The following is a 19,493-nucleotide window of genomic DNA, read 5'->3' as shown; positions in this document are numbered from 1 at the left end:
CGGCGCCCGTCGCCGCTATAGATGCCCCCAGGTAACCGAACCGTTAGCGAGATTTCTCATGTCGATCAGACCATGGCGTGACATCACCCGCCGCCGCAGCCGGCAGATCATGGTCGGCAACGTCCCCGTCGGCGGCGACGCGCCGGTGACCGTCCAGACGATGACCAACGCCCCGACCAGCGACCCTGCCGCGACGATCGCGCAGATCCGCCGCTGCGAGGATGCCGGCGTCGACATCATCCGCGTGTCGTGCCCCGATGTCGAAAGCACCGCGGCGCTCGGCCAGATCGTCCGTGCCGCGCGCGTGCCGATCGTCGCCGACATTCATTTCCACTATAAGCGCGCGCTCGAAGCCGCCGATGCGGGCGCCGCCTGCCTGCGGATCAATCCCGGCAATATCGGGTCGTCGGCACGCGTCGCCGAAGTCGTGCGCGCCGCCAAGGCTAATGGCTGCGCGATCCGGATCGGCGTCAATGGCGGCTCGCTCGAGCGCCACCTGCTCGAAAAATATGGCGAACCCTGTCCCGAGGCGCTGGTCGAATCGGCGCTCGACCATATCAAGCTACTGCAGGACCACGACTTCCACGAATTCAAGGTCGCGGTGAAGGCGTCGGACCTGTTCCTGGCGGTCGCCGCCTATCAGCAGCTTGCCGAAGTCGTCGATTGCCCGCTGCATTTGGGCATCACCGAGGCGGGCGGCTTCGTCGGCGGGACGGTCAAATCGGCGATCGGGATGGGCAGCCTGCTGTGGTACGGGATCGGCGACACGATCCGCGTCTCGCTCTCGGCCGAGCCCGAAGAGGAAGTCCGCGTCGGCTTCGAAATCCTCAAGGCTCTTGGCATCCGCAACCGCGGCGTCCGCGTCGTCTCGTGCCCGTCCTGCTCGCGCCAGGGCTTCGACGTGATCCGCACCGTCCAGAAGCTCGAGGAACGCCTCCAGCACATCCGCACCCCGATGAGCCTCTCGGTGCTCGGCTGCGTCGTCAACGGCCCCGGCGAAGCGCGCGAGACCGACATCGGCATCACCGGCGGCGGCAACGGCAAGCACATGGTGTACCTCTCGGGCGTCACCGACCACCACGTCCAGGACGAGGGCATGGTCGACCACATCGTCCGGCTGGTCGAAGCCAAGGCAGCCGAACTGGAGGCGAGCGAAGCGGCAAAGGCGGTGGTCGCGGCATAGGCGCGCCGACCGCCACCCTCCCCCGTCACCCCGGACTTGTTCCTGGGTCCAGCTTCCCTCAACCACCGGCCTCACCGCAAGCCGAATCGTGAACCCGGAACAGGCCCGGGGTGACGATGGGGCGGGGACGGGGACCACCAGCAGCGGAACGCCGCAGCGCCGCCCCGGCTTTAGCGGTCGCTCGCCTCGCCCGCCCCAGCCCACCGCGCGCGCTGCGCCAGCGCGGCGCGGTCATGCGCGGCGGTCATCGCCTCGGCACCGCGCCGCGACGCCCGCGCCGACTGTTCGCGCGCCGCCGCGCCGAACAGCGCCGGCGCACTCCCCGCCAGCGCCTCGAGCGCGAACTGGAGGCGAAGTTGCACCTCGACCAACACCGCGCCATCGCGCGCGATCGGGTTGAAGAACGCATCGAACAGGTCACTCACCTCGAGGTTCGGCCCGTGTAGTTTCGCGAAGCGATCGTCCGCGGGCTTCGCGCACGCTTCGCCATAGGCCAGCAAGGTGCGCAGCCCCGCGCCGATCACCTCGATCGCGGTCCCCGGGTCGTTCACCGCGGGCGACAGCGCGCGCGAGGCGATTTCGGACAGCACGATCAGCCCGAAGCGCGGATCCTGATCATATTCGCGATGCCGGCCGATCGAGAAACAGGCGGCGATGGCGGCGCGCGCCGTATCATCGGGGCGCCCCTCGATCTGCGCGATCGCGCGCTCGGCATGGACATAGGCGCCGGGCAGCGCGGCGATATGGATCGTCAGGTCATGGTCGTCGGCAAGCTTCGCCAATTTCTCCATGTCGATATGCTGGATGTGCCCCGTCGATTCCGCGGCAAGCGGCAGCGCCGATGCGGGTATCGCCACCGCAGGCCGCGCGCCCAGCCGGTGCGAGCGGCCCCATTCGCACATCGGCGGGGTCGCCGCGGCCTCGACCCGATCGATCGTGTCGCCGACGCGGCCGAATTTGCCGAGCTGCTCGATCCAGCGCAGCAATGCGGTGGTGATGACGAAGATGACCACCAATGTCGCGAAGAACAGGACGATCCGGCCGGTGTCCGAATACAGCCCCGCCGCCAGCCCGATGATGCCGACGATGCTGAACAGGAAGCTGCCGATGAAGGTGGCCAGCGTGTTCTGCGCCACCGAATCGCTCAGCAGCAGCTTGGTCGAATGCGGCGTCACGCTCGACGTGGCCGATGCATAGGCCGACACCATGATCGACAACGAGAAGGTCGTCACCGCCAACATGCTCGATGCCAGGATGTTGAGGATGTCGCCCACCGAATCGGCGGCGAGCTTTATCTGCAGATCGGCCTCGATATACGGCGCGACCATCGCCGCCAGCACCGCCGTCGCGATCGCGGCGATGCTGAACAGGCTGGCGCGCACCCAGATCTTGCGGCTCCATTTGCGCAACAGCCAGCTGCCGCGGCTGACCACCGATGTCGATGAGAAATCCAAATTGCCCTCCGCTTACATCGCCCAGGCCCTCTCTGGCAGATGTTCGCCCGCCTGACGCGCAGCTTTTGCGCAGCCCCCGCTCGCCCGCTGGCGCCGCCCCTGCCCCCCCGCTAAGCCCACGCCCATGCCCCGCCCGACCCCCGCCATCGCCGCCTTCCTCGTCGCGTGCCTGGGCGTCGCGACCTATTCGGTGATGGACGTCATCATGAAGGGGCTGGTGCTCGGCATCGGCGTCTATTCGGCGGTCGCGTGGCGCAATCTTGCCGGTGCGGTGATCGCCGGGACGGCGTGGGGGCTGTCGCGGCCGACGATGCCCGGGCGCGCGGCGCTGCGGCTGCACGCCTGGCGCGGGGTGGTCGTCACCTTCATGTCGCTGTTGTTCTTCTATTCGATCGGCGTGCTGCCGATCGCCGAGGCGATCGCGCTGTCGTTCATCGCACCGCTGATCGCGCTGTATTTGGCGGCGTTGCTGCTCGGCGAGACGGTCGGCCGCGCGGCGATCGTGTCGTCGGTGATCGCGCTGGCCGGGGTGGCGGTGATCCTCGCCGGGCGGCTGTCGGGCAGCTATGACCCTGAAGCCTTGTGGGGGGTGGGCGCGGTGCTGCTGTCGGCGGTGCTGTTTGCCTACAACCTCATCCTCGCGCGCAAGCAGGCGCTGATCGCGCGCCCGCTCGAGATCGGCTTCTTCCAGACGCTGACGGTGCTCACCGTGCTCGCGCTCGCGGCGCCCTGGCTGCTCGACGCGCCGCGCGCGACCGACTGGCCCGCGATCCTTGGCGCCGGCGTGCTGGCGGTGCTCTCGCTGATCGCGATGGGCTGGGCCTATGCGCGCGCCGAGGCGCAGTTGCTCATCCCGGTCGAATATACCGCCTTCGTCTGGGCGGCGATTTGCGGCTGGCTGTTCTTCGGCGAAGCGGTGACCTGGACCACGCTCGCCGGCACGCTGCTGATCGTCGCGGGCTGCATCCTCGCCGCCCGCGCGCGCCCGCCGATCGCCGAGCCCGTCGTCGAAAGCGCGATCGCCTGACGCCCCGAACGACAAACCCCGCCGACGCGTGTGCGCCGACGGGGTTTGTCGCAACCACAGGCGGGTCGGCTCAGCCCTCGCGGCCGGCCACGTCGTGGTTCATCGGCTCCTGGCCCTTGGCCTTGGCCGCTTCATAGCGTTCGATCGCCTCGACGGTGATGCGCTTGGCCTCGTCGGCATCGCCCCACACCCCGACGCGGACCCACTTCTTCTTTTCGAGGTCTTTGTAGTGGGTGAAGAAATGCTCGATCTGCTCGAACACGATCTCGGGCATGTCGGCGCGTTCGTTGACGTTCGAATAATAAGGGAAGGTCGAATCGACCGGGACGCAGACCAGCTTCTCGTCGCCGCCGGCCTCGTCCTCAAGGTTCAGCACCGCGATCGGCCGCGCGCGCACGACGCAGCCGGGGATGAAGGGCGAGCGCGCGATCACCAGCGCATCGAGCGGATCGCCATCGGGGCTCAGCGTATGCGGGACGAAGCCGTAATTCGCCGGATAGCGCATCGGCGTGTGCAGGATGCGGTCGACGAACAACGCGCCGCTGGCCTTGTCGAACTCATATTTCACCGGCTCGCCGCCGGTGGGAACCTCGATGATGACGTTCAGGTCGTCCGGTGGGTTCTTGCCGACCGGCACCATATCGATGCGCATGCATTGCTTCCTTGTTCAGTATCTCGGTTTTTCACCGGCGTGCGCCCAACCCCGCCTGCCGTTCCCATGCTGCGACAAGCGCGCGGTGGCAAGTGCCGACAATGGTCGCAGTCAGCGCGCCGCCAGCAGCCGATCGAGCCCGGCTTCGCCGCTGCCGATCTTTTCGAGCCGCGGATAGCGATGGCCACCACGATAATCGAGCACCGCCTCGCGGAAGCCGTCGCCGTCCTTGAGCGTCAGCTTGATCGGTGCCCTGCCGCCCTTGTTGGCGGTCACCGCCGCCTTGAGCCGCGCGGGGGTATAGGCCGCGCCATTGACCGCGACGATCTCGGTATCGACATCGATGTCGGCGCCGAACGCCGGGCCGTCCCACTTCACCCCCGAAACCTTGCCTTCCTTGCCGATCGCCATCCCCAGCGAATAGGTCAGGTCGAGCGTCCCGCCGGCTTCCTGCGTCTTGAGATACGCGGTCGGCTCCTCGGTATAGACGATGCGATAGCCATTGGCCTCGAACCCGGCCAAGGGCGCGCGTTCGCCGAGTTCGGTCAGCCGCGTGTTGAGGAAGCTCGCCCAGTCATAGGGCTGCACGCCGTTCAGCGTCGTGACCAGTTCCTCGAAGGTGTAGGGCAGCACCCCCCAGTCGCCGTCGTTCATCCCGAAGAATGCCTTGGCGAAATCGTCCATCGATTTGCGGCCGCCCGACTGCTTGCGAAGCATCGAATCGACCTCGAGCCAGATCAGCAGCCCTTCGTTGTAATAATCCTCGCTGCGCTGCCAGCTCACCCAGCCCTTGGGGCGGCGCGCCGAGATGATCGGGTCGTTGACGGTATCGCCCACCGGCCGCCATTCGCGCCCCGGCCGGTTGTCGAGCGACGCGCCGATCGACGCCAGCATGTCGAGCGTGTCCTGTTTCGAGACGATCCCCGAGCGCGCCTGGAGCATATAGCCCCAGAATTGGGTCTGGCCTTCATACACCCACAATAGCGAATTGCGCATCGGCGTCGCGAAATCGGGGGTGAACAGGTCGGCGCCGCGGCGATATTTGCCGTTCCAGCTGTGCACCATTTCGTGCGGCAACAGGTTGCGGCGGCCCGGCCCCTTGTCCCATTCGGTGAAATAGCCCGGCGTCACGCCGTTCTCCGAGCTGCGATGATGCTCGAGCCCGATCCCGCCCATCTTGTCGGTGATCGCCAGCAGGAACTCATAGCGATCGTAATGCTGCGCGCCGAACAGCTTTACCGCCTGCTCGGCGAGCCGACGATGCGATGCGATCTGCTCGGGCGTCGCCACCAGCTCCTCGGGCGTGTCGGCGAAGACGTTGAGGTCGACGCGATCGGTAAGCTTCCATTCCTTGTAATGCGCGCCCGCGAACACCGGCGAATCCTGCAGCGTCTCGTAGCTGGTCTGCTGGTAGGCATAGGTCGAGCCGCTCTTGGTCGAAGGCAGTCCCGACGCCGCCGACCAGCCGGCGGGATATTTCACCGTCGCCTGGATCGGGATCCGCCGGGTGAAATAGCCCGCGGGATAGAGGCTCACCGATTCCCATTGCAGGTTCAGCATCGCCGGGGTCATCACGATCCGCCCCTGGTCGGGCTTGGTCGCCGACAGGAACTCGAACTCGGCATCGATCTGCCGCGCACCCTGCGGCACGTCGATGTGGAAGGCATAGGGGTTCACCAGATCGCGCGTCCAGCGCACCACGCGCCCGCCCGCGGTGATCTTGAGCCCCGCAAGCTTCTCGATCTGCCCGCGCGGCGCATGGTTGCCCGGCAGCCACTCGGGCATCAGCAACGTCATCCGCCCCGCCTCGGCCACCGGGATCGTCTCCTTCACCCGGAAGATCGCGCGCTCGATATCGGTCGCATCGACCACCAGCTTGATGACGCCGGGATAATCGACGTCGCGCGCGGTGGGCACCGTCTGTTCGATCGGCAACGGCTGGGGCGCGGTGTTCTGCACCTGCGCCGAGGCGGCGGTGGTGGCGAGCAACAGGGCGGCGAACGCGAGGCTACGGGGCATAGATGCTTTCGGAAGTGGGGAACGGACTAAACGCCCAGTAAAGCGCCCCCGTGCCGCAACGTAAAGCCCTTTGATCCTCCCCCGCCAGGGGGAGGTGGCAGCCAAGGCTGACGGAGGGGGCGGAAAGCGACACGCTAGCGATGGCACCCCCAACCCATGCCCCCCCGCAACCCGAACCACCGCAAACCACCAACCGCCCCCATCCGCCCCCTCCGACGGCCGCTAGCGCGCCCGCCACCTCCCCCTGGCGGGGGAGGAATACGCCCCGACTTTCGCCCAACGATCCGCAAACCCATCCATCCTCCCCCGCCAGGGGGAGGTGGCAGCCGAAGGCTGACGGAGGGGGCGGAAAGCGACACGCTAGCAGTGGCACCCCCAACCCATGCCCCCCCGCAACCCGAACCACCGCAAACCACCAACCGCCCCCATCCGCCCCCTCCGACGGCCGCTAGCGCGACCGCCACCTCCCCCTGGCGGGGGAGGAAGACGCCCCGACTTTCGCCCAACGATCCGCAAACCCTCCCCATCCTCCCCCGCCAGGGGGAGGTGGCAGCCAAAGGCTGACGGAGGGGGCGGAAAGCGACACGCTAGCAAGGGCACCCCCAACCCATGCCCCCCGCAACCCGAACCACCGCAAACCACCAACCGCCCCCCATCCGCCCCCTCCGACGGCGGCTACGCGCCCGCCACCTCCCCCTGGCGGGGGAGGAAAGCATTGCTCGTTCTCCGCGCCAAAGGCGGGGAATCGGCACGCTGGGCAAGCGCAACGCGCGGCCTTCACCCGTTCCTTACCATTCCCCCGCTATCCCCGCGCGATGCACCAGGCCGCGACCCTCACCCCCCGCGCTGCCGCCGATCCGCGCCCGGCATCGGCGGTGTCGGCCGGCACCGGCATCGCCGGGCTGGTCGGCATGGCGCTGTGGCTGGGCTTTGCGCGCTGGCGCGGCCTCGACGGTCCCTATGGGGCGCTGGTGAACCTGCTCGCCTGTGGGGTCCCGATGATCCTGTGGTCGCTGCTGGTCGACAAGGTCCATCGCAACGCCTCGACCGGGCTCGACTGGGCCAATCCGCGGCCGTGGCGCGAAACGATCGACACCAGCCTCACCCGCCTCGCGGGGCTGTGGATCACCTTCGCGGGCATCGCGCTGATCTATTTCGTCGGCCGCTTCTACCATAGCGGCATCTACGTCTTCGCGATCGACTGTATCGAGACCGCAGCGCCCTGGCTGTTCCTCGCCTCGATCCCCTATGTCTTCCTCACCGACCGGATCGCCACCAACCCGCGCGACGGCACCTGGCAGCTCGGCGCCTGGGCGCTGGGGCTCAACGAGCCGATCGACCGCGAGGCGATTGCGAACCACCTGCGGTCGTGGGGGGTGAAGGCGTTCTTCCTGCCCTTCATGCTCGGCGTGCTGCCGGGCGGCTATGGCCAGCTCATCCGGCTCGACCTCGCCCAGGCGCTCGCCGACCCGGTCGCGCTGGCGATGGCGCTCATCACACTGATGTTCGTCGTCGATGTCGGCTTCGCGACCGTCGGCTATATCCTCACGCTCCGGCCGCTCGACGCGCATATCCGCACCGCCAACCCCTATGCCAGCGGCTGGGTGGCCGCGCTCATCTGCTACCCGCCCTTCATCCTGATGAGCGCGGGCGGCCCGCTCGATTATCACCCCGGCAGCGGCGAATGGACCGGCTGGTTCGCGGGGCATCCGCTATTGCTGAGCCTAGTCGGCGCCGCGCTCGTCGCGCTCACCCTGGTCTATGCCTGGGCGACGGTCGCGTTCGGGCTGCGCTTTTCCAACCTCACGCATCGCGGGATCATCACCCACGGCCCCTATCGCTGGACGCGCCATCCCGCCTATCTCAGCAAGAACTTATTCTGGTGGCTGTCGACGATCCCGATCCTCACCACCACCGACAGCCTGGGCGACGCCGCGCGCAACACCATCCTGCTGGGGCTCGTCAGCGGCGTCTATTATTGGCGCGGCAAGACCGAGGAGCGCCACCTCGGTGCCGACCCCGCCTATCGCGCCTATTCGGACTGGATGGAGCGCAACGCGCCGGTGCCGCGCTTCCTTGCCTTCGTCCGGGGGAAACAGGCCTCCTAAATCCTCCCCACCCAGTGGGGAGGGGGACCGCCAAAGGCGGTGGAGGGGAACGCGGCAAACGCACCGCTCGCGCCATGCCCCTCCACCGCTGCGCGGTCCCCCTCCCCATCCTCGATGGGGAGGAAAGAAGGATCAGAACCGATTCTCGCTGTAGATCGCACACGCATCGCCATCCCAAGCGGTGTTGTAGCGATCGAGCAGATGCTGCGCCGGCACCTTGCCGCTGCGAACGATCTCGCGCAGCGGATCGAGATACCCGGTCTCGTCATCCCCCGCGCCATTGCCGCGCGCGCGCGCCGCCAGCCCGGCATGCGCGATGTCGAGCACCTGCCCCGCGATGTCGCGCAACCGCCCGCCACCGGGCAGCGGCGCATCGAGCGCGAGCTTGGGCACCGCATTGCGCAGCGCCTCGCGGTCCTCCATCGACCAGCCCTTGACCAGGTCCCACGCCGCATCGAGCGCACCCTGATCGTACAGCAACCCCACCCACAACGCCGGCAGCGCGCAGATCCGCCCCCACGGCCCGCCATCGGCGCCGCGCATCTCGAGGAAGGTCTTGAGCCGCACTTCGGGGAAGGCGGTCGACAGATGATCGGCCCAATCGTCGATCGTCGGCTTCTCGCCCGGCAGCACCGACAATTCGCCGCGCAGGAAATCGCGAAAGCTCAGACCCGCCGCGTCGATATAGCTGCCGTCGCGATAGACGAAGTACATCGGCACATCGAGCGCATAGTCGGTGTAGCGCTCGTAACCGAAGCCGTCCTCGAACACGAAGGGCAGCATGCCGGTGCGATGCGGGTCGGTGTCCGACCAGATATGGCTGCGATACGACAGCATGCCGTTGGGCACGCCTTCGGTTAGCGGTGAATTGGCGAACAACGCGGTCGCCAGCGGCTGCAGCGCCAGCCCGACGCGGAATTTCTGCACCATGTCGGCTTCGGTCGCATAATCGAGATTCACCTGGATCGTGCAGGTGCGCAGCATCATGTCGAGCCCCATGCTGCCGACGCGCGGCATATGGTTGAGCATGATCTTGTAGCGGCCCTTGGGCATCACCGGCAGGTCGGCGCGCGCCTTGTCGGGCCACATGCCAAGCCCGAGGAATCCCAGGCCCAGCTTGTCGCCGACCGCCTTCACCTGCTGTAGATGGCGGCCGGTCTCGGCGCAGGTCTGGTGGAGATTTTCCAGCGGCGCGCCCGAAAGCTCCAACTGCCCCGCCGGCTCGAGGCTGACCGTCCCGTCGGGGCCGGCCAGCGCGATGACGACGCCCTTTTCCTCGACCGGGGTCCAGCCGAATTCGGTCAGCGCCATCAGCAGGTCGCGGATGCCGCCGGGCTCGTCATAGCTCGGCGCGCGGCAATCATCGGTGCGATACACGAATTTCTCGTGCTCGGTGCCGATGCGCCAGCTTGTCGCGGGCTTCTCGCCGCCGGCAAAATAATCGACCAGCTGCGAACGGTGTTCGATCAGCGGTGATTGGGTGACCGATACCGTCTTGGTGCTCATCGCCGCGCATTACGACGCCCGCGCGGCGAGCGCTAGGGGTGACGAAAGCCCGCGCAGGCAGCGGCTTCGTCTGGCCCGAACACAAAAAAGGGGAGGCCGGTTGCCCGACCTCCCCGATTTTCTGGTCGCTTCCCTGGAAACTCCAGGGAAACTGGCAATTACATGCCGGCGCCAGGACCGTACGTGACTTCCACGCGACGGTTCTGCAGCTCGCGCACACCATCGGCGGTGTCGACGCGGGGCTGTGCTTCACCGAATGCTTCGGTCGAGATCGCGGTATCTGCGATACCACGGCCCGACAGGTACGAACGGACCGCATCAGCGCGACGCTGCGACAGACCGACGTTGTACGAAGCGGCACCCGACTTATCGGCGTGACCGGCAAGCATGACCTGCGCGTTACCGCAGCTCTGATAGGCCGACACGGCGTTGTCGAGGATGCTCGACGCTTCCGGCGTGATGTCCGAGCGATCCCACTCGAAGAACACGATGTACGGCCCAGGGGTGCAGACCTGCTCGACCGGCGCTTCAGGCGGCGGCGGGGGAGGAGGCGGCGGGGGCGGCGGGGGAGGCGGCGGCGGCGGCGGGGTAGGCTCGCCGAAGTTGAAGATCAGACCGCCCAGGATGCTGTGCGAACGGAACCGCGTGTCGAGCGAAGCGCCCGTGTTTGCGATCACGTTGACGTTGTCTGCGTTGAAGAAACGATACTTCAGCGAGACATCGACATTTTCGCTCAGCGGAGCGCGGACGCCCGCCAGTGCCTGCCATGCGAACACGGTGTCGCTGTCGTCGAGCAGATTGACGGCACCGATGCCGTAATCTTCGAACTTCACGCGTGCCACACCGGCACCACCGCCGACGAAGCCCTGGATCCCGTCGTCGGGACCGAAGTCCAGAAGGCCGTTGACCATGAAGCTAAGCGCCGATGCGCGACCATTTGCGCCTGCGCCTTCGTAGTTACCAGCCGGGATACCCGCGAGCGGGACCGTCGTCTGGTGTGCGTCGGCATTTGCGCGACGATAGCCGACTTCGGTCTCGAGGCGGAACGCCCCGAAATCGTAACCGACAATCGCATCGACGTCCCAGCCATAGGACGAATCGGTGGTCAGTACGTTGGTGTCAGTGTCGGCGAGGTCGAACTCGAAGTCCTCGACGATCATTGCACCGCCCTCTACGCCCACATACCACGCACCATCGCGGGCCAGGACGGGAGTGCTCAGTGCGGTGGACGCAAGCGCCACTGCTACGGCAATCTTCCGCATAAAAAATCCCCTTTCTCGGTTGTCACTACGGACAGCGCAAACTCCCTATACTCGGGTTGGTTTCAGGGCAAGCGAAACAAAAGCTCAACTGTTGCTGGAACGACACAGTTTAAGCCGTTGCGATCAAACCATGTGCCCGCAGCGCCGCCAACATGCTCTCCACCGCAACCCGGGCTTGCAGGTCGATCGTTTCGCCGCCGACGGGGCTCTCGATCGCCGGTTGGCGGCCCCCGACCACCTGTTGCCCATCGATCCGCAAGGCAGCACCAGTCACCTCGCCGACCACCCAGATGCCGCCACGATAAACCACCTCGCTGGCGTCGGCGATCGACCATGCGCGCATCCCCTCGCGCGCCGCCGCGAAGCGCCATCCATTGATCGTCCAACCGGCGAGCGACCCGTCGTTCCCCGCCCATGCCCCGCTCGCGCCCGACCCGACGATCCAGCATTCGCCCGGCGCCGGATCGGCCGGCGGCACCTGCGTGCCGACCGCCACCACCGCCGCCGCGACGATTATGTCGAGCAGCACCACCGCCTCGTTATGCGTGATCTCCTTTTGCGCCTGCCCCGCATGGAGCAACGGCAGGCCCAGCCGGTCGGTCGAATCGTCGCTCATCGCATATCTCCTTGGCTGATTTCGCTGGGACTGGAGGCGCCGATGGTTCCCACCTGCGCGATCGTGGCGCGCCAGTCTTCACCCGGCACGGCGATCACCGCCTCGGGAACGCTCGTCGCAAGCTCGGCGCCCCCGATGCGCACGACATAGCGCTCGGCCTCCTCGGCGAGCGGCGCATCGACCCCGTCGATCCAGCGCCACCCCGCCCGGCTCCGCCGTGTCCAGCGCAGCGCGACGCCGGCTCCGGTCGCTTGGCGCCGCAGGTGCACCGGCGCGGGCGGCACGACCGATGCCCCCTACCGGCACGACGATCTCGACCGGGGCGGCATCGGCGATCCCCACCGCGCCCACCCGGATCGTCCCGCCGATCGCCGACAGCGGCAGGTCGATCGTCACCACGCTTTCGGGGGCCAGCAGCGCGAATCGCTTGCCCGCCCCATGCCCCGCGATCGCCGCCTCGGTTCCGAGCCGCCCGCGCCACAGCCGCGACAGCCGCCAGCGCCGCGCGCTTTCCTGCACCGCCGCACCGAACTGGATCAATTCATCCCCCACCAGCGCCAGATTGGCGCCGCGATCGAGCGCGGCACGATCGGCATGCCCCAGCAGCATCTCGCCATGCGCCAGCTCGACCAGAATCGTGTGCGCCCGATCCTCGATCGTCGCGCGCGCCGACCCCGGCGCGTCCACCACCGTGCCGATCACCCCCGGCGCACGCGTCACCCCCGCCACCGTCCAGCCGCCGCTCTCGCTCCCCAGCATCAGCGTCGCCGATCGCCACCCCGCCCCGGTGCCGCCCGCAACGATCGTCAGCCGCGGTTGCGTCAGCACCGCGCCATCGCCCGGCGGCAGTTCGGCGGCGGCCAGCACCGTCGCACCATGCACCCAGTCGGGCGCCGCCACCACCGCGCCCGACGACGCCGAAGCATGCGCGCTCGCCACCACGATCGGTGCCAGCTCGAGCATCACGCCATAGCCCTCGAGCGCCCATTCGGCGACGCGCCACAACCCGTCCTCGCCCGCGATCCGCACCCGGTCGCCCGGCGCGATGTCGATCGCGTCCCATCCCAGCGCCACCCGCCACCGCCTGCGCCCCGAATCGGCGCGCGCCAGCATCGCTGCTGCCACCCCCTTGGCAGTCACGGCATCGAGCACTGCGGGCAATTCCAGATGCAGCTCGCGATTCCCTGCCCCCGGCCGCGTCGCGCGCTGCAACCCCGCCTGATAATCGCGCGCCGCATCATAATGGCCGATCGTCAGCACGCGCGGTGCCTGGTCCGCCGCAGCGATGGATCGCGCCCCACGCGCGCCGCCCACGCCTTGATCGACCACTTCGCGCGCCGCCCCCATGCCGCCACGCATCGCAATCCGCTCGCCATTGGCGGCAAACCACGCCCCCGTCGCCTCGCCCAGCGTTTCGAGCACCGCGCGCGTCGACCCGCCATGCGCCGAAAACCCGCCCAGCACCGGCACCAGCGCCTCGCTGCCCACCCCGCCCAGCGCGCCCGCCACCGCCCCCGCGGTCACCGCCCCCGCGGTCACCGCCCCCATATCGGCCTCGACCTCGAAGGTCAGCGACGGAATCCGGTTGCCAAAATCGGCGAGCTGCAACTGCTCGAACACTGCATAGGCATGGCCGCGCCACGCCGGACATTGCGCCGCCCCCACCGCGCCCGCGATCAGCGGATCGACCGGCTGGTCGGCATCGCCCAGGTGCAGCCGAAACCCCGTCGCCGCCTTGAAATCCCCCGCCGCTCCGCGCAGCAATTTGCCATCGGCCCAGATCCGCTTCACCCCCGCCACGCGCCGCGCCGACAGCAGCACCGCGAACGACGCGGCATAGCTATATTGGACACTCCCCGGCCGCCCCTTGCCGCCCCCCTCGCTGGTGCGCGTCTCGATCAGTTCGGTCGACCAGATCACGCTGCCCGCCACCCGGATCGTGCCAAAGAGTCGCGGCACCTGCGCGCCATAGGAGGAGGTCTGCACCGCCAGCTCGCTGAGCCTTGGCCCCTCGCGCCGCCCCGGCCGCAGCAACACCCCATCGACCGCGCGCCCCGCCAGCGCCCCGATCGCGCCCCCCACCGGCCCGCCGATCAACCCGCCCACCGTCGTCAGCACCAACGTAGTCATAATCCCCCCCCCTCTTCCCTCGCCCCTGCAAGGGGAGAGGGTTGCGCAGACTTGGTCTCGCTTCTTCAGCGAGGCCTAGTCGGAGCTGGGTGAGGGGTCTGCGGCTTCGAAGAAGCCGCGAAACACCCCCACCACCGGCCAAGCCACCGCCCCCGGTCGCTCGACCACTCGCCGCAAATGCGAATCGGCATGCACCAGCCCCGCGCCGGTCCACACCCCCAGGTGCAATTGCCCCGGCCCGCTGCGCACCAGCACCACATCGCCCGCAGCCATGCTCTCGACCCGCACCAGCCCCGCGCGCGCAATCAGCATCGCCACCCGATCGGCATCGCCCGTCCGCATCGCATAACCCTGCGGCACCGTGACCTGCGCCCCAGCCCCCGCCCCAGCCCCCGCCCCCGCCAACGCCGCCGCCACCACCCCCACGCAATCAAGCCCCGTCGCCGGATCACGCCCGTGCAACCGAAACCGCGCGCCCACCAACTCACGCGCCGCCGCCGCCACCGCGCTCACGCGCCCGGATACCGCGTCAGCAAATCGACCCCCGGCAGGAACGGCTCGCCCTGGAAATTCGCGGCGTTGGCAAACCGCCCGGCGCAGGTCTCCAACCTTTTGTCACACCCCTCGATCAGCTCGACCAGATCGCCCGCCGCCACCGGCAATCGCGGCGCATGGCGAAGCGTCACGACCGTCCCTTCAGCGGTGTCGATCGCATCCTCCAGCCCGCTATTCTCGCCGCCGAACCAGCGCAGCAGCCCGCTCCCCAGCCCCTCGCCCGCCGCATCCAACGTCACCGCATTGCCAGCGCTCGCCACCACCCGCGCAAAGCTGCGCCGCCCCGCCATCGCCACCCGGCATCTTTTGTCACCCAGCTCGGCACGACATTCGGGCGAGGTCACCTCGCACACCGGCCCCTCAAGCGCCGCGCTCGCCCCGCGCAACTCCGCACTGAAGCTCCCATCCCCGGTCTCGATCGCGCCGATCATCCCCTCGCCCAGCGCCACCCGCCGGGCCGGATCGGTCCAATCGACCGCGAAAAGCGCCACCCGCGCGCCGTCCCATCGCCCGGCAAGCAAATCGACCTCGCCGATCGCGGCATGGTTCAGCACGCCGGCCGACTCCATGCTGTCGGCATCGAGCCCGTCGCTCCGCCGGATCGCCGACGGCACGATCCCCGGCGCGGCGCGATGCACCAGCCCCTCGACCAGCAAATCGCGGTCATGCGAGGTCAGCCCGATCGCCACCCCGTCGCGCCGCTCGACCCGCCAGCAAAAGGCGATCGTGGTGCAGCTCTCCTGCAGCCAGCTCATTCGCGGATCTCGACCAGCGGCACCGACGGCACCTCGCCCGCCAGGAACGTCGCACGATTGACGCGCAGCATATCCTCGGCGAACCGCACGGCCACGTCGAAGGCGAAATCGGCCACCACCGCGATCCCAGCCGCCGGCGCGGCATCGAGCGTCACATAGCCCCCCGGCTCGACGCTGAAGCCCTGCGTCGCCACCCCGCCGACGCGCAGCACCACGCTCCCCGCCACCGGCCGCGTGATCCGCCGCAGGTTCTCGCCGTAATGCTTGACCAACGCGAAGCGCACCGTCTGCCCGTCGCCAGTCCCGATCCGCTCCCCCACAGCCTCGGCATCGAACGGATCGCGCAGCCGAAACCCCCGCGCCGCGCCCATCCGCGCGCGGAAAAACGCCAGCAGCGCGGCAATATCCGCCTCGGATCGCACCCCCGGCCCCACGTCATAGCGGGTGCGCGGCTGCGCCCAGCCGACATTGCGCTGCTCATGCCCGCCCGCACTGGTCATCACCATCGTCGAGGTTTCGGGCGCGACCTCGCATTGCGCCCCCAGCGCCAGCGGAAACAGCACGTCGTCGAACGGCGTCATTGCATCCTCCCCTTGCCCGAAATGCAGATATCCATCGCGCAGCACCTGCGGCAGCGCCCACACGAAGGTCTCGGCCACCCCGCGCGCCTTGGCGACGTCGGCGGCGGCGTCGATCGCGTGCCATTGCCCCGCTTCCTCGGGCCGCAGCACGAAGCCGCTCAGATAATGTTGCTCGGCCACCGGATAGCCCAGCCGCGCCTGCGCCAATGCCACCCCGCGCGCACTCGCCCCCGCATTGCCAGTCGCCGCCCAGTCATAATCCTCAAGCTGCAACACATCGAACGCCGGCTTGGCCCAGCCGACCGGCAAGTTCGCGCGCTTGGCCTCGGGTGCTTGCGCGTCGAGCACCGTCGGCAGATACGCCAGCAGCAAGGTCTCGGCATCGGGCGCCACCGCCTTCACCGCCGCGCACAATGCCGCGGTCGAAGCCGCCAGCATTGCGCCTGCCCGATCGAGCAACGCCTTCTGCCCGGCATCGAGCGGCGAGCGCAGATCCTCGATCACCACCGCCCCGCCCTCCGCCTCGCCCAGCGCCGCCCTTGCAGCATCGTCATACAGGCACGGTCGCCGCTCGCCGGGCGTCACCCACCACCACGGCTCACCCACCTGGAACCGCACCCGCATCCCCACCGCCACCGCGATCCCTACGAACGCCTGCGCCACCTGCGCCAGATACCCCATCGCCCCGGCATTGGCGGGCGACAGCAGGGTCGAGGGCGGCACCCATCCGGTCAGCGCGGGCGCACCGGTGAAATCGCGCTGCTTCCAATCGTTCCAGCAATGCGCGTCGAACAATTCATAGCTCAGCGACCAGATGATGTCATAACCAAGCGCGTGCGCACGCTCGGCAAAGTCGCGATGCCATGCCAGCGTCGGCGTATTCAGCGCCCCGCCCACCAGGCTGACACACAGCCCCCCGCCTGCCGGCTCGAGCCGGAAATAATGGCTCATCCCGACATAATGGATCACCGGCCCGCGATAGCCCAGGTGCAACATATTGCGCAGCAATCGCGCCGGTGTCAGGTTATAGCTGTCATCATAGCCCCCCGACATTCGCAGGTCGTGCGCGGGCACCACGCAATCGCCGATCGCCAGCACGCTGCCCGATCCATCGCACGCAATGCCCGACAATTCGGCCCAGCCCTCGCTGGCGGCGATCAGCCCCTCATCCCCCTCGACGAACCCCGGCGGCACCAGCGATACGAACATCCGGTCGACATCGCCCGCGAACACCCGATCGGCGTCGTCGGGCAGCCGATAGCCGCCGACGACGCTGGCAAAGTCGATCGTCACCACCGCATCCTCGGCGCTGCCGACCGCATAATTCCACAACCGCACATACCAGGCGCGCGCCGCGCCCGCCGCGTCACGCCCCTCGATCGTCAGCGTCGGGCCATTGACCGCATCGAGCGCGATGACACCCCCCGACCGCCAGCGAAACCGCAACCGGCACCGCCGATAATCGCGATCGGTTTCGTATCGCAGCAGCGGATGATCGTGCGTGTCTTCGCTCTCCCAGATCAGCCCCGCCAGATCGCCGCGCCGATAAAAGACGCAATCGACGCGCAGCGCATCGGGCGCGGTAGTGACGACACTCGCCATCATCGGTCGCGGAAAATTGACGCTCCAATAGCGCGGATCGAACCGCGAAACCGTTCCCCCCGCCTGCACCCCCCGCGCAGCCGCCAGCCAATGTCCCATGATGTATCCTTCTTCTGCTCCCCTCCCTGAAAGGGAGGGGCCGGGGGTGGGTCGGGTCCAGGCAGCACGGCAGCCCAGCTCATGCGGCACCCGTGCCGCGAGCACGCCCGCTCGGTTCAGGTCCAAAAATCCCCGTTCGTTTCGAGCGAAGTCGAGAAACCGCCAAGCCGACCATCGCTGCTGGGTTTCTCGACTACGCTCGAAACGAACGGGGCGGGGGCACCCAGCGCCCCCCTAATCCACACCCCCCAGCGCCGCCTTCACCGCGCGCGCCACCTGCCGCCCCGATCGCGCCAGCGCGACGGGTGCCTCGCCCGCCCCGGCATGCACCGCGATCGACACCCGCACCTCGCGCACGCCCCCCGGCGCGCCGGTCTCGACCCGCCCGCTCGCCGTCGGCACGAACAATTCCGGCCCGCGCTCGCCCACGACATAGGCCCGCCCCGGGCTGACCGGCCCGCCGGTCGCGCGCCCCGGCGCCCCCGAAAGCAGCCCCGCCAGCGCCCCCACCAGCCCACCGATCCCGCCACCGCTGCCGCCCAGCGCCGCGCCGATCCCGCCGCGCACCGCGCTCGCGGCGATCTGGTCGAGCACCCCCAGCGCCACCTTGCCCAGATCGTCGAACCCCAATTTGCCCGATCGCACCGCGCGCAACAGCACTGTCTCGATCGCCCGCCCCGCGCGATCGACCCCCGCCTCGAACGGTCCCTCCAGGCTGCCGCGCATCTCGGCCACGTCGCGCGCAAACCCTTGCGTATCGGCGCGCACCCGCACCACCAGCCGCTCGATTTCCTCATCCATCGGGAAAAGCCTCCATCAACCGCAAGAGCGTCCCACGATCCGCCGCCGCCACCTCGTCGCCGGTGAGCGCAACAACCAGCGCCGCCAGTTCGGCAGGCGTGGCGTCCCAAAAAACCCCAGGCGTCCACCCAAACACCACCCCAGCCATCCCAGCCAACCGCGCAGCAAGCGCGCCAAACTCCCCTCCCTGAAAGGGAGGGGTTGGGGGTGGGTCGGTTGCGGCAGCACAATCGCTTTCCCCGAGCGTGATCATCACCGCCCCGCCAAAATCTGCCCAACCAGCACGCGCAGCACCGGCGTAGCCGCCGCCAGCCCCCCAGCCGCGACCCCTTCAGCGAAATCGTCCCGCGTCATCGGCGCCGGCTCGCGAAGGCAATGCCAGAACAACGCCACCATCTCGCCCAGCCCCAGCCGCCCCGCCGCCGCGCGCTCGACCAGCGCGAACAACGGCCCCACCTCACCCTCCGCCGCCACCAGCGCCGCAAACGAAGGCCGCAACACCAGCATCTCCCCCGCCACCCGCAAAGCCACCTCGCCCCGCACGGGGTTTGCGAGCGGGCTGCCAAGCCCCTCCCCTTCAGGGGAGGGGTTGGGGTGGGGCCTGTCCGCAAACACCCCGGCCTCGTCCGGCCCGAACCCCGCCATCACGCGCTCACCACCGGCCCCGAACTCTCCAGGCTCAGCGTATAGCTCCGCTCGCCATTCACATCCCCGGCATAGTCGAGCCGCGTCACCAGGAACCGCCCGGTCATCGTCTCGCCACTCTCAAAGCTCAGCCGATACTGGTCGATCACCCCGGCCAGCGCGTTGCCCTTGACGCGCACCTCGGCCGCCGACCCGGTAAAGATCCCCGCCGCCGCCACGCTCACCGATCGCACCCCCGCGCCCGACAGCAATTCGCGCCACCCGCCCGAATCCTTGCTGGTGATCGCCACCGCCTCGCCATTGATCGACAATTGCGTGGTCCGAAGCCCCGCGACCGTCGCAAACCCCACCGGCACCGCCCCGTCCCCGACCTTCAGCAGGAACGCACTACCCTTCTCCGCCGCCATATCCCGTCTCCTCGCTGATCCTTCTCCTCCCCTCCCTGACAAGGGAGGGGCCGGGGGTGGGTAGGCCCGAGAGGAAGCGCCCCGCTCCACC

General features: G+C 68.5%; 17 protein-coding genes. 3 read left to right on the top strand and 14 right to left on the bottom strand.

Translation table 11 applies throughout. The features are described 5' to 3' along the window. The first annotated feature begins 58 nt into the window (after positions 1 to 58). Entirely contained in the window at positions 59 to 1,183 is a 1,125-nt protein-coding gene (gene ispG, locus OKW76_RS11565; RefSeq protein WP_265549038.1) for a flavodoxin-dependent (E)-4-hydroxy-3-methylbut-2-enyl-diphosphate synthase, read from the top strand. A gap of 170 nt (positions 1,184 to 1,353) precedes the next feature. Here ispG and OKW76_RS11560 read toward each other — a convergent pair whose 3' ends face one another. Next, the gene (locus tag OKW76_RS11560) at positions 1,354 to 2,637 is read right to left on the bottom strand and encodes a DUF2254 domain-containing protein (RefSeq protein WP_265549037.1); all 1,284 of its coding nucleotides are present in this window, start codon (positions 2,635 to 2,637) and stop codon (positions 1,354 to 1,356) included. A 124-nt stretch (positions 2,638 to 2,761) separates the two neighbouring features. On the opposite strand from OKW76_RS11560, the gene OKW76_RS11555 reads away from it, so the two are divergent. Next, positions 2,762 to 3,664 (top strand): DMT family transporter, encoded by a 903-nt coding sequence (locus OKW76_RS11555; protein WP_265549036.1) that lies wholly within the window; start codon positions 2,762 to 2,764, stop codon positions 3,662 to 3,664. Positions 3,665 to 3,734: 70 nt separating this feature from the next. Here OKW76_RS11555 and ppa read toward each other — a convergent pair whose 3' ends face one another. Both ppa and OKW76_RS11545 read right to left on the bottom strand, forming a co-directional pair. Further along, positions 3,735 to 4,316 (bottom strand): inorganic diphosphatase, encoded by a 582-nt coding sequence (gene ppa, locus OKW76_RS11550; RefSeq protein WP_265549035.1) that lies wholly within the window; start codon positions 4,314 to 4,316, stop codon positions 3,735 to 3,737. A 111-nt stretch (positions 4,317 to 4,427) separates the two neighbouring features. Next, on the bottom strand, positions 4,428 to 6,335 hold the full coding sequence (locus OKW76_RS11545; RefSeq protein ID WP_265549034.1) for a M61 family metallopeptidase: 1,908 nt from the start codon (positions 6,333 to 6,335) through the stop codon (positions 4,428 to 4,430). 815 nt (positions 6,336 to 7,150) lie between these two features. Here OKW76_RS11545 and OKW76_RS11540 point away from each other — a divergent pair. Beyond that, positions 7,151 to 8,443, top strand: coding sequence for a methyltransferase family protein (locus OKW76_RS11540; protein WP_265549033.1), 1,293 nt, complete (start codon positions 7,151 to 7,153; stop codon positions 8,441 to 8,443). A gap of 132 nt (positions 8,444 to 8,575) precedes the next feature. Here the strand turns inward: OKW76_RS11540 and OKW76_RS11535 are convergent, their stop codons facing one another. The 11 genes from OKW76_RS11535 to OKW76_RS11485 all read right to left on the bottom strand — a co-directional run bounded on the left by OKW76_RS11535 (position 8,576) and on the right by OKW76_RS11485 (position 19,402). After that, a complete protein-coding gene (locus tag OKW76_RS11535) occupies positions 8,576 to 9,949 on the bottom strand; it encodes a glutamate--cysteine ligase (RefSeq protein WP_265549032.1) in 1,374 nt (457 codons plus the stop codon). Between the two features lie 158 nt (positions 9,950 to 10,107). After that, positions 10,108 to 11,211: an OmpA family protein gene (locus OKW76_RS11530; protein WP_265549031.1), complete on the bottom strand. Its 1,104-nt coding sequence runs from the start codon at positions 11,209 to 11,211 to the stop codon at positions 10,108 to 10,110. Between the two features lie 109 nt (positions 11,212 to 11,320). Beyond that, positions 11,321 to 11,827: a DUF2793 domain-containing protein gene (locus OKW76_RS11525; protein ID WP_265549030.1), complete on the bottom strand. Its 507-nt coding sequence runs from the start codon at positions 11,825 to 11,827 to the stop codon at positions 11,321 to 11,323. A gap of 78 nt (positions 11,828 to 11,905) precedes the next feature. Next, complete coding sequence (locus OKW76_RS11520) at positions 11,906 to 13,957, bottom strand: phage tail protein (protein ID WP_265549029.1); 2,052 nt, start codon at positions 13,955 to 13,957, stop codon at positions 11,906 to 11,908. A 75-nt stretch (positions 13,958 to 14,032) separates the two neighbouring features. Beyond that, positions 14,033 to 14,470 carry a peptidoglycan endopeptidase gene (locus OKW76_RS11515; RefSeq protein ID WP_265549028.1) on the bottom strand — a complete coding sequence of 146 codons (438 nt, stop codon included), beginning with the start codon at positions 14,468 to 14,470 and terminating at the stop codon, positions 14,033 to 14,035. Then, complete coding sequence (locus OKW76_RS11510; protein ID WP_265549027.1) at positions 14,467 to 15,267, bottom strand: DUF2163 domain-containing protein; 801 nt, start codon at positions 15,265 to 15,267, stop codon at positions 14,467 to 14,469. Before OKW76_RS11510 ends, OKW76_RS11515 begins: the two co-directional genes overlap by 4 nt. Next, positions 15,264 to 17,549 carry a DUF2460 domain-containing protein gene (locus tag OKW76_RS11505; RefSeq protein WP_265549026.1) on the bottom strand — a complete coding sequence of 762 codons (2,286 nt, stop codon included), beginning with the start codon at positions 17,547 to 17,549 and terminating at the stop codon, positions 15,264 to 15,266. Before OKW76_RS11505 ends, OKW76_RS11510 begins: the two co-directional genes overlap by 4 nt. Before the next feature lie 234 nt (positions 17,550 to 17,783). Further along, the gene (locus OKW76_RS11500) at positions 17,784 to 18,350 is read right to left on the bottom strand and encodes a tail tape measure protein (protein WP_265549025.1); all 567 of its coding nucleotides are present in this window, start codon (positions 18,348 to 18,350) and stop codon (positions 17,784 to 17,786) included. Beyond that, positions 18,343 to 18,498, bottom strand: coding sequence for a phage tail assembly chaperone (locus tag OKW76_RS11495; RefSeq protein ID WP_265552939.1), 156 nt, complete (start codon positions 18,496 to 18,498; stop codon positions 18,343 to 18,345). Before OKW76_RS11495 ends, OKW76_RS11500 begins: the two co-directional genes overlap by 8 nt. 104 nt (positions 18,499 to 18,602) lie before the next feature. Then, positions 18,603 to 18,893 carry a gene transfer agent family protein gene (locus tag OKW76_RS11490; RefSeq protein WP_265549024.1) on the bottom strand — a complete coding sequence of 97 codons (291 nt, stop codon included), beginning with the start codon at positions 18,891 to 18,893 and terminating at the stop codon, positions 18,603 to 18,605. Between the two features lie 101 nt (positions 18,894 to 18,994). Beyond that, complete coding sequence (locus tag OKW76_RS11485; RefSeq protein ID WP_265549023.1) at positions 18,995 to 19,402, bottom strand: phage major tail protein, TP901-1 family; 408 nt, start codon at positions 19,400 to 19,402, stop codon at positions 18,995 to 18,997. Positions 19,403 to 19,493: the final 91 nt, after the last annotated feature.

This window comes from Sphingomonas sp. S1-29 (assembly GCF_026167545.1).
GTDB lineage: Bacteria > Pseudomonadota > Alphaproteobacteria > Sphingomonadales > Sphingomonadaceae > Sphingomonas.
The sequence above is the reverse complement of the archived record's forward strand: the minus strand, read 5'-3'. Positions and strand labels throughout refer to the sequence as shown.

Coding starts and splice junctions, on each gene's coding strand:
- ispG (WP_265549038.1), top strand. CDS start 59: ATGTCGATCAGACCATGGCGTGACATCACCCGCCGCCGCAGCCGGCAG.
- OKW76_RS11545 (WP_265549034.1), bottom strand. CDS start 6,335: ATGCCCCGTAGCCTCGCGTTCGCCGCCCTGTTGCTCGCCACCACCGCC.
- OKW76_RS11525 (WP_265549030.1), bottom strand. CDS start 11,827: ATGAGCGACGATTCGACCGACCGGCTGGGCCTGCCGTTGCTCCATGCG.
- OKW76_RS11500 (WP_265549025.1), bottom strand. CDS start 18,350: ATGGATGAGGAAATCGAGCGGCTGGTGGTGCGGGTGCGCGCCGATACG.
- OKW76_RS11505 (WP_265549026.1), bottom strand. CDS start 17,549: ATGGGACATTGGCTGGCGGCTGCGCGGGGGGTGCAGGCGGGGGGAACG.
- OKW76_RS11520 (WP_265549029.1), bottom strand. CDS start 13,957: ATGACTACGTTGGTGCTGACGACGGTGGGCGGGTTGATCGGCGGGCCG.
- OKW76_RS11495 (WP_265552939.1), bottom strand. CDS start 18,498: ATGGCTGGGGTGGTGTTTGGGTGGACGCCTGGGGTTTTTTGGGACGCC.
- OKW76_RS11540 (WP_265549033.1), top strand. CDS start 7,151: ATGCACCAGGCCGCGACCCTCACCCCCCGCGCTGCCGCCGATCCGCGC.
- OKW76_RS11535 (WP_265549032.1), bottom strand. CDS start 9,949: ATGAGCACCAAGACGGTATCGGTCACCCAATCACCGCTGATCGAACAC.
- OKW76_RS11555 (WP_265549036.1), top strand. CDS start 2,762: ATGCCCCGCCCGACCCCCGCCATCGCCGCCTTCCTCGTCGCGTGCCTG.
- OKW76_RS11485 (WP_265549023.1), bottom strand. CDS start 19,402: ATGGCGGCGGAGAAGGGTAGTGCGTTCCTGCTGAAGGTCGGGGACGGG.
- OKW76_RS11510 (WP_265549027.1), bottom strand. CDS start 15,267: ATGAGCTGGCTGCAGGAGAGCTGCACCACGATCGCCTTTTGCTGGCGG.
- OKW76_RS11530 (WP_265549031.1), bottom strand. CDS start 11,211: ATGCGGAAGATTGCCGTAGCAGTGGCGCTTGCGTCCACCGCACTGAGC.
- ppa (WP_265549035.1), bottom strand. CDS start 4,316: ATGCGCATCGATATGGTGCCGGTCGGCAAGAACCCACCGGACGACCTG.